General features: G+C 72.3%; 8 protein-coding genes. 7 read left to right on the top strand and 1 reads right to left on the bottom strand.

Going from position 1 to position 7,701, the window contains the following annotated elements; translation table 11 throughout:
• The coding region (locus HNR28_RS17940) for an NAD-binding protein (protein ID WP_184143095.1) at window positions 1-216 on the top strand (216 nt) is incomplete at its 5' end.
• Window positions 217-308: 92 nt separating this feature from the next.
• On the opposite strand, the gene ygfZ is transcribed toward HNR28_RS17940, so the two are convergent.
• Complete coding sequence (gene ygfZ / locus HNR28_RS17935; RefSeq protein WP_170288537.1) at window positions 309-1,310, bottom strand: CAF17-like 4Fe-4S cluster assembly/insertion protein YgfZ; 1,002 nt, start codon at window positions 1,308-1,310, stop codon at window positions 309-311.
• Window positions 1,311-1,625: 315 nt separating this feature from the next.
• On the opposite strand from ygfZ, the gene HNR28_RS17930 reads away from it, so the two are divergent.
• From HNR28_RS17930 to HNR28_RS17905, 6 genes are all read left to right on the top strand, one after another.
• The gene (locus tag HNR28_RS17930) at window positions 1,626-2,696 is read left to right on the top strand and encodes a YeiH family protein (protein ID WP_151025502.1); all 1,071 of its coding nucleotides are present in this window, start codon (window positions 1,626-1,628) and stop codon (window positions 2,694-2,696) included.
• Window positions 2,697-2,860: 164 nt separating this feature from the next.
• Complete coding sequence (gene mltG / locus HNR28_RS17925) at window positions 2,861-3,868, top strand: endolytic transglycosylase MltG (protein ID WP_151025503.1); 1,008 nt, start codon at window positions 2,861-2,863, stop codon at window positions 3,866-3,868.
• A 3-nt stretch (window positions 3,869-3,871) separates the two neighbouring features.
• Window positions 3,872-4,567 (top strand): dTMP kinase, encoded by a 696-nt coding sequence (gene tmk / locus HNR28_RS17920; RefSeq protein ID WP_151025504.1) that lies wholly within the window; start codon window positions 3,872-3,874, stop codon window positions 4,565-4,567.
• Window positions 4,564-5,703, top strand: coding sequence for a DNA polymerase III subunit delta' (holB, locus tag HNR28_RS17915; protein WP_244978352.1), 1,140 nt, complete (start codon window positions 4,564-4,566; stop codon window positions 5,701-5,703). Before tmk ends, holB begins: the two co-directional genes overlap by 4 nt.
• A gap of 54 nt (window positions 5,704-5,757) precedes the next feature.
• Entirely contained in the window at window positions 5,758-6,540 is a 783-nt protein-coding gene (locus tag HNR28_RS17910; protein ID WP_151025656.1) for a TatD family hydrolase, read from the top strand.
• Between the two features lie 63 nt (window positions 6,541-6,603).
• Entirely contained in the window at window positions 6,604-7,494 is an 891-nt protein-coding gene (locus tag HNR28_RS17905; RefSeq protein WP_184143092.1) for an ankyrin repeat domain-containing protein, read from the top strand.
• Window positions 7,495-7,701: the final 207 nt, after the last annotated feature.

Genomic DNA, 7,701 nt, shown 5'->3' with positions numbered 1-7,701 from the left:
ATGGAGAACGCCCCGGCCTCCAAGGGCTACGCCGGCGGCTTCGGCGTGGACCTGATGCTCAAGGACCTGGGGCTGGCGGCCGAGGCATCCATGCACGCACGCGCGACCACGCCGCTGGGCGAACTGGCGCGCAACCTGTACGCGCTGCACAGCGCCCAGGGCCACGGCACGCTGGATTTTTCCAGCATCCTGAAGCTCTACCACCAGCCGCGCTGAAAAACGGGCGGGCTCGTCCCGCCCGGAGGGTTTTCAGCCGTGACGGATATCTCCCTCGCCGCTTGCAGGCGGCTCGGGTTCTCCGGCCCGGATCAGTCCGCAAGGACTGATGTGGGTCCGAACGCATTCAGCACGGCGCCGTCGGGCGAACCCGCCGCGTAGCGCATCGCCGGCCAGTCCGACAGCGTGATCTCGGCGGCCACGTGCAGCAGGCCCTGGTGGACCGCCGACTCGATCACGCGTCCCACGGGCCGGCCCGCCGCGTCGCCGGCGGCGTACAGGTCGGATCCCGGGGGCAGGGCGGGGGCGTCCGGCGCCCAGGGCGCCGTGCCATAAGCCAGGCGGCGCTTGACCGTGCCGCGGTAGTGGCTGCGGGCGATGACTTCCTGGCCGGGGTAGCAGCCCTTGGCGAAATCGATGGTGCCGTTCAGGTCCATGTCGAGGGACGCGGGCAGGAACTGGTCCTGCGAGGCGGCCCGGATCCAGGGCCAGCCGCCGGCCAGCCGCGCCGCGGTCCAGGCGTCGCCCGCGCCCGCGGCGGCGGTCGGCCTATCCGCCGCGCCCGGCCCGGATGACCCGGACAATCCAGACGTTGCGCCCGGCCCGGACGGCCCGGCCGATTCGGACGTGTCCGAGGGTGCGATGCGCCAGGCGGCGGGCCGCGCCGCCTGCGACATGGGCGCCACGATCCAGTCGGCGCCGTCGATCGAGGCCCGGGTCCAGGGCGGCGCCCCATGCAGGCTGGCCGGCACGGCCCCGGCGCCCAGGGCGCCCCCGATGTGCACCGCCGCGTCCGGATCGATCACGACGCGGGCGCGCAGCACGAACATGCGCAGCCGCTTGATCAGGCTGTCCGCCAGGTCGCGCGAGACCATCCAGGCCAGGCCGCCGTCCTGCGCGCGCCACAGCACGCCGTTGGCCAGCAGGCGGCCCTGGGGCGTGCAGTACGCGGCCGGCGCCGCCTGGCCGGCGCCCAGGCCGGTGACGCCGTGCGTGAGCTGCCCGTGCAGGAACGATGCGGCGTCGGGGCCCTGGACGCGCACCAGCGCGCATTCGGGCAAGGGTTGAAATCCGTCGGTGGCAAGACCTTCCATGGGTGAATCCGTGAATATTGCAGGCAATCGATCTGCGCCCATGATAGCGCGGGCGCGCGACGGGCCGGCGCGCGGCCGGGTTCCGCACAGGGATATGCCATGCAGCGGTCATCGCAGAATGAGCGTACGATTTTTTCCGTTTTCCGGGACCGACCCCATTCAAGAATGATTCAAGAATCATTCAAAGCCGTTCAAAGCCGTTCAAAGCCATAGTATTCAATATTTCTTATGAATCGTCTAAGATGATTTGAATTTATTTATTTATAACCCCTGCTTAGAATGGCAGCCGTGTCCCTTGCGAACCCGGCCCAGACGATGCCTCCCATTTCCGCCATTCCCCAGCCCCTTCCGTCCACCGGCCGCCTCGGCGCCGTCCGCTCGCACACGGAGGGCGGCGCGCGCACCCCTTCGGTCTGGTATGGCCTGCTGCTCGCCGGCGGCCTGGGCCTGGCGGCCTGGGGGCTGGGCACGCGTTTTCCGCTGATCGGCGGCCCCGTGTTCGGCATCCTGCTGGGCATGGCCTGGCGCAATCTGCTGGGCCTGTCCCCGCTCTTCACGCCCGGCGTGGTCTTCGGCAGCCGCCAGGTGCTGAAATGGTCCATCATCGGCCTGGGCTTCGGCCTGAGCCTCGGCCAGGTCGTGAAGACCGGGGCCTCGTCCCTGGCCGTGACCCTGGTCACCCTGTCCGCCGCCTTCCTGGCCGCCTGGCTGCTGGGGCGCTGGCTGAAGCTGGGCGGGCACCTGAGCACCCTGATCGGCGTAGGCACGGCGATCTGCGGCGGCTCGGCCATCGCGGCGGTGGCGCCCATCATCCGGCCCGACGACCACGAGACGGCGCTGTCGATCTCGACCATCTTCCTCTTCAACGTCGCCGCGGTCCTGCTGTTTCCGCCCCTGGGCCACTGGATGGGGCTGAGCGACGCCGGCTTCGGCCTGTGGGCCGGGACCGCCATCAACGACACGTCCTCGGTGGTGGCGGCCGGCTACAGCTACGGCACGGCGGCGGGGGACATCGCCACCATCGTCAAGCTGACCCGCGCCACACTCATCATCCCGGTCTGCATCGCCATCGCCTTCTGGACGGCGTGGCGCAACCAGCACTCGGAAACCCGGCTGCCGCTGGCCGCGATCTTTCCCTGGTTCATCCTCTGGTTCCTGGCGGCCTCGGCCACCCGCAGCCTGGGCCTGATCCCCGCGGCGCTGCTCGAACCGCTGCACCTGCTCTCGCAATTCCTCATCATCCTGGCGCTCACCGCGATCGGCCTGTCTTCCGACCTGCGCCGCATGGCCGTGGCGGGCGTCCGCCCGCTGCTGCTCGGCCTGGGCGTGTGGACGGCCGTGTCGCTCAGCAGCCTGGGCGTGCAGCTGCTGCTGGGCAGCCTCTGAACCCGAACGCCGCGAGTCCCGCCGGCCGCCCGCCGGCGTGCAAGCGCCGGCCGGCCAGCCGACGTTCCAGTTAAACTGGCAGGCATGAAAAATTACCCCCACGTCGCGTCCTGTGGGCTTGCCGTCCACCGCGCCGCCTGCATTCGTCCCGGGACGGTCCGGCGATGAAAAAGGCCCTGCGCGCATTCCTCTGGCTGCTGATCCTCGGCCTGACGGCCGCGGCGGTCGCCATCGCGGCGGCGGCCTGGTGGGGCTGGAAGCGCCCCGTGCCCATGCGGGCGCCGGTGGTGGATTATCTGATCGACGCCGGCAGCACGCCGCGCCAGATCGCCCTGGCCATGCGCGACGCGGGCATCGAGATCCAGCCCGAGGCCTTCGTCTGGCTGGCGCGCCTGAGCGGCCGCGACACGTGGCTCAAGGCGGGCGCCTACGAAGCCCGCCAGGGCGACACCCCCTGGCTGTTGCTGGAGCGCATGGCCAACGGCGACATGACCCAGGCGCGCCTGACCTTCCCGGAAGGCTGGACCTTCGCCCAGATGCGCGCGGCGCTGGACGCCGACCCGCAGATCCGCCACGACACGCTCGGCATGGACGACCGGACCCTGCTGCGACGCCTGGGACTGGAGGCCGACGCGCCCGAAGGGCTGTTCCACCCCGACACCTACGTGTTCGCGCCGGGCAGCTCCGATCTGGACATCCTGCGCCGCGCCGCCCAGGCCGGCCGCCAGACGCTGGAGCGCGCCTGGGCCGGGCGCGACCGCGACCTGCCGCTGGAGACGCCCTACCAGGCCCTGATCCTGGCCTCCATCGTGGAAAAGGAAACCGGCCACGGCGCCGACCGGGCGCGCATCGCCGGCGTGTTCGTCAACCGCCTGCGCATCGGCATGCCGCTGCAGACCGATCCCACCGTCATCTACGGCCTGGGCGCCGGCTACCAGGGGCGCCTGCGCAAGAAGGATCTGGAGCGCGACACCCCCTGGAACACCTACACCCGCGCTGGCCTGCCGCCCACGCCCATCGCCAGCCCGGGCAAGGCCGCCCTGGAAGCGGCCCTGCATCCGGAGCGGCATAATTACCTGTATTTCGTGTCGCGGGGCGATGGCACCAGCGAATTTTCCACCGACCTGGCGGGGCACAACCGCGCCGTCGGCAAATACATCCTCAAGCGATAGCCCATGACCCGGAGCGCCTGCTTCATCACGCTCGAAGGCCTGGACGGGGCCGGCAAGAGCACGCACATCCCCTGGATCGAGGAACGGCTGCGCCGGGCCGGCGTGGACCTGCTGTCCACCCGCGAGCCGGGCGGCACGCCCCTGGGGGAAATCCTGCGCGAACTGCTGCTGCACCGTCCCATGGACCTGCGCACCGAGACCCTGCTGATGTTCGCCGCCCGCAACGAGCACTGGCGCACGCGCATCCTGCCGGCGCTGGAACGCGGCCAGTGGGTGCTGTGCGACCGCTACACCGACGCCTCCTTCGCCTACCAGGGCGGCGGCCGCGCCCTGGGGGCGGAGCCGGTGCGCATCCTGGAGGACTGGGTGCAGCAGGGCAGGGAGCCCGACTGCACCCTGCTGTTCGACGTGCCGCTGGAGACCGCCCGCGAGCGCCTGTCGCAGGGGCGCGCGCACAGCGACCGCTTCGAGCGCGAGGACGCCGCCTTCTTCGAGCGCACCCGCCAGGCCTATCACGCCCGGGCGGCGGCCGATCCGGGCCGCTTCCGCGTGATCGACGCCCGCCGGGGCATCGCGGAGATCCGCGCCGAACTGGACGGCATCCTGGAGGAACTGCTGCGCGCGCGCGGCTACGCGCCCGTTTCCGCCGCCTCCGCGCCCGCGGCCGCATCCGGCACGTCCCCGGGGAGCCCGGCATGAGCGGCATGGCCGACAAGGCCGGCGCGGCGGCGCCCGGGGCCCCGCTGCAGGGCGGCGCGGCCGCCCCGGCCGGGGGGGCGGAGTCCTTCACGGATTTCCTGCCCTGGCAGCAGGCGCCGGCGCGCCGCTGGCTGGCTTCGCGCGAACGTTTCGCCCACGCCTGGCTGATCCACGGCCGGCCCGGCTGCGGCCAGATGGAATTCGCCCTGGCCGGGGCCGCCAGCCTGCTGTGCGAGTCGCCCCGGGACGGCCTGGCCTGCGGCGCCTGCCAGGCCTGCCGCTGGGTGCTGGCCGGCAACCATCCCGACCTGCGCCGCATCCGGCCCGACGCCCAGGCGGTGCGCGAAGGCGCGCTGGACGTCGCCGAGGACGCGAAGAAGCAGCCTTCGCGCGAGATCCGCATCGAGCAGATCCGCAGCCTGCTGCCCTGGTTCAACACCGCCACCCACCGGGGAGGCTGGCGCGTCGCCCTGCTGTACCCGGCCGAAGCCCTGAACACCATCGCGGCCAACGCCCTGCTGAAGATCCTGGAAGAGCCGCCCGAACACACCGTGTTCCTGCTGTCGGCCCAGGCGCCCGACCGCCTGCTGCCGACGCTGGTGTCGCGCTGCCGGCGCCTGCCCCTGGCGGTGCCGCCCGCCGCCGAGTCCCTGGCCTGGCTGCAGGCGCGGGGCGTGAAGGACGCCGCCGCCCGGCTGGCCGCCGCCGGCGGCGCGCCGCTGCTGGCGCTGGAGCAGGCGCGGGACGGCCGGCCCGTGAAGCCGGACTGGCTGGAACTTTTCCTGGACCAGGCGAGCCGGGGCGGCGACGGCGCCGCGCTGGCCGACGCGCTGCAGGCCGGCGAGCCGGCCGACTGGGTGGACGGCTTCCAGCGCCTGTGGCTGGACCTGAGCCTGGGCGTGCACGGCCTGCCGCCGCGCTATCATCCCGCAGAGGCGGCGCGGATCGCCGCCATCGCCGGCCGCCTGGACCCGGCGGCCCTGGCCCGCGCGGCCGACTGGCTGGGCGAACAGCGGCGCCTGGCGCGGCATGCCCTCAACCCCAAGCTGCTGGCCGATCACGCCGCCCGCCATCTGCTGCAGTCGGTGCGGCCCGCGCGCGCTCCCGGCCGCGCCGATCCCGGGGCCGGCGCGTAGGCCGGGGCCCGGCCCGAACACACGCAGTCCCCAAGACACCCACGTTTTGCCATCATGTACATCGATTCCCACTGCCATCTGAACTTTCCCGCCCTGCAGGACCAACTGCCCGACGTGCTGGAGCGCATGCGGACGGCCGGCGTGGGCCACGCCCTGGTCGTCAGCGTCAACCTGCGCGACTGGCCCGGCCTGATGGCGCTGGTGGAGCGGCATCCCTTCCTGCGGGCCTCGGTGGGCGTGCACCCGGACAACGACCCCGAGGACGACGACGGCATCGAGCCGACCCTGGACGACCTGGTCAGCCGCGCCGCCCATCCCAGGGTCGTCGCCATCGGCGAGACCGGCCTCGACTACTACCGCCAGGGCGAACCGCTGGAATGGCAGCGCGAACGCTTCCGCACCCACATCCGCGCGGCGCACGAGACCGGGCTGCCGCTGATCATCCACACCCGCGCCGCCGCCGAGGACACCCTGCGCCTGATGCGCGAGGAACGCGCGCCGGGCGGGGTCATGCACTGCTTCACCGAATCCTGGGAGGTCGCGCAGGCGGCCCTGGACCTGGGGTTCCACATTTCCCTGTCCGGCATCGTCACCTTCAAGAACGCCGTCCAGATCCAGGACGTCGCGCGCAGGGTTCCCCTGGACCGCCTGCTGATCGAGACCGATTCCCCCTACCTGGCCCCCGTGCCCTACCGGGGCAAGCTGAACGATCCTTCCCGGGTGATCCACGTGGCCGAAAAAATCGCCGAACTGCGCGGCGTGCCCGTCGCCGAGATCGAGCGGGCGAGCGCCGAGAACTACTGGCGGCTGTTCGACAAGGCCGCCGCGCCCGCCTGAACCCTTCGCTGCCGGCCCGCCGCCCCGGCCGGTTTTCATTCCCCTCGACGGAGGTCTTCCGCCATGTCCCTGTCCACTCCCGCTCGATCCGGCGCACGGCGCCGCCGCCGGCCGTCCGCCCCGGCCCTGGTCCTGGCGCTGGCCGTGGCGCTGGGCGCCGGCCTGCCGCCCGCGGCCCTTGCCCAGCAGGCGCCGACGGCCGACTGGTGGTCGGCCATCCGCCGCGACGACGTGTCCGCCGTCCAGGGCATGCTGCTGCGCTACACCGACCCGAATGCGCTCAACGCCCTGGGCAACCCGGCGCTGACCCAGGCGGTGCGCGACCAGTCCTGGAAGGTGTTCGACGCCCTGCGCGCCGCGCCCGACGTGCGGATCGACGAACCCAACGCCCGCGACGAGACCGCGCTGATGTACCTGTGCATCCTGGGCCAGACCGAGCGGGCCCGGGCGCTGATCGCCGCGGGCGCGCAGGTCAACCGCCTGGGATGGACGCCGCTGCACTATGCCGCCTCCAAGGCGCAGGTCGATACGGCCCGCATGCTGATCGAGCACGGGGCCATCGTCAACGCTCCCGGCCCGGACGGGACCACGCCGCTGATGATGGCCGCCCTGTCGGGCAAGGCGGAAATGGTCCGCCTGCTGCTGGCGCACGGCGCCGACCCGACCATGTTCAACACCGCCCGCGAGACCGCGGCGGACTGGGCGCGCAAGCGCAACCACCAGTCCCTGGCCGCCGCCCTGGACGACGTCGCCGCCCGCACGGCGCGCAGCAGGCAGGGCGGGGCCGCCGCCGCGGCGCAGGCCGGAGAGGGCGAAGCCGCGCAAGGGCCCGCACCCGCGGGGCCGGACGCCACGCCGTCGGCGCCGGCGGCCAAGGCGGGCGCGGGGGACGAATCCTCGTTCTCGCGCTATTTCGACCTGGACCGCTTCGAGGATACGCCGCAGGGCCGCTGAGCAAGCGGCACCGAGCAAGCGGCACCGACCGGGCGCACGGGGCCGCGCGCCGCGGGTCCGCCGGCGCGGCGATCGCGGTCCGCAGCCCGTCCTGCAGCCCGCTCCGCAACCGCTAGCCTGGATTTTTCACCAAAAGGAATCGGCACATCCCTGAAACCCGCATAAAATCAAGGTGCGAACAAGATTTTGGGGAAAGATGTGCCGATA

The organism is Castellaniella defragrans, from assembly GCF_014203015.1.
Lineage (GTDB): Bacteria > Pseudomonadota > Gammaproteobacteria > Burkholderiales > Burkholderiaceae_B > Castellaniella > Castellaniella defragrans.
This window is presented reverse-complemented; position numbering and strand designations above follow the sequence as displayed.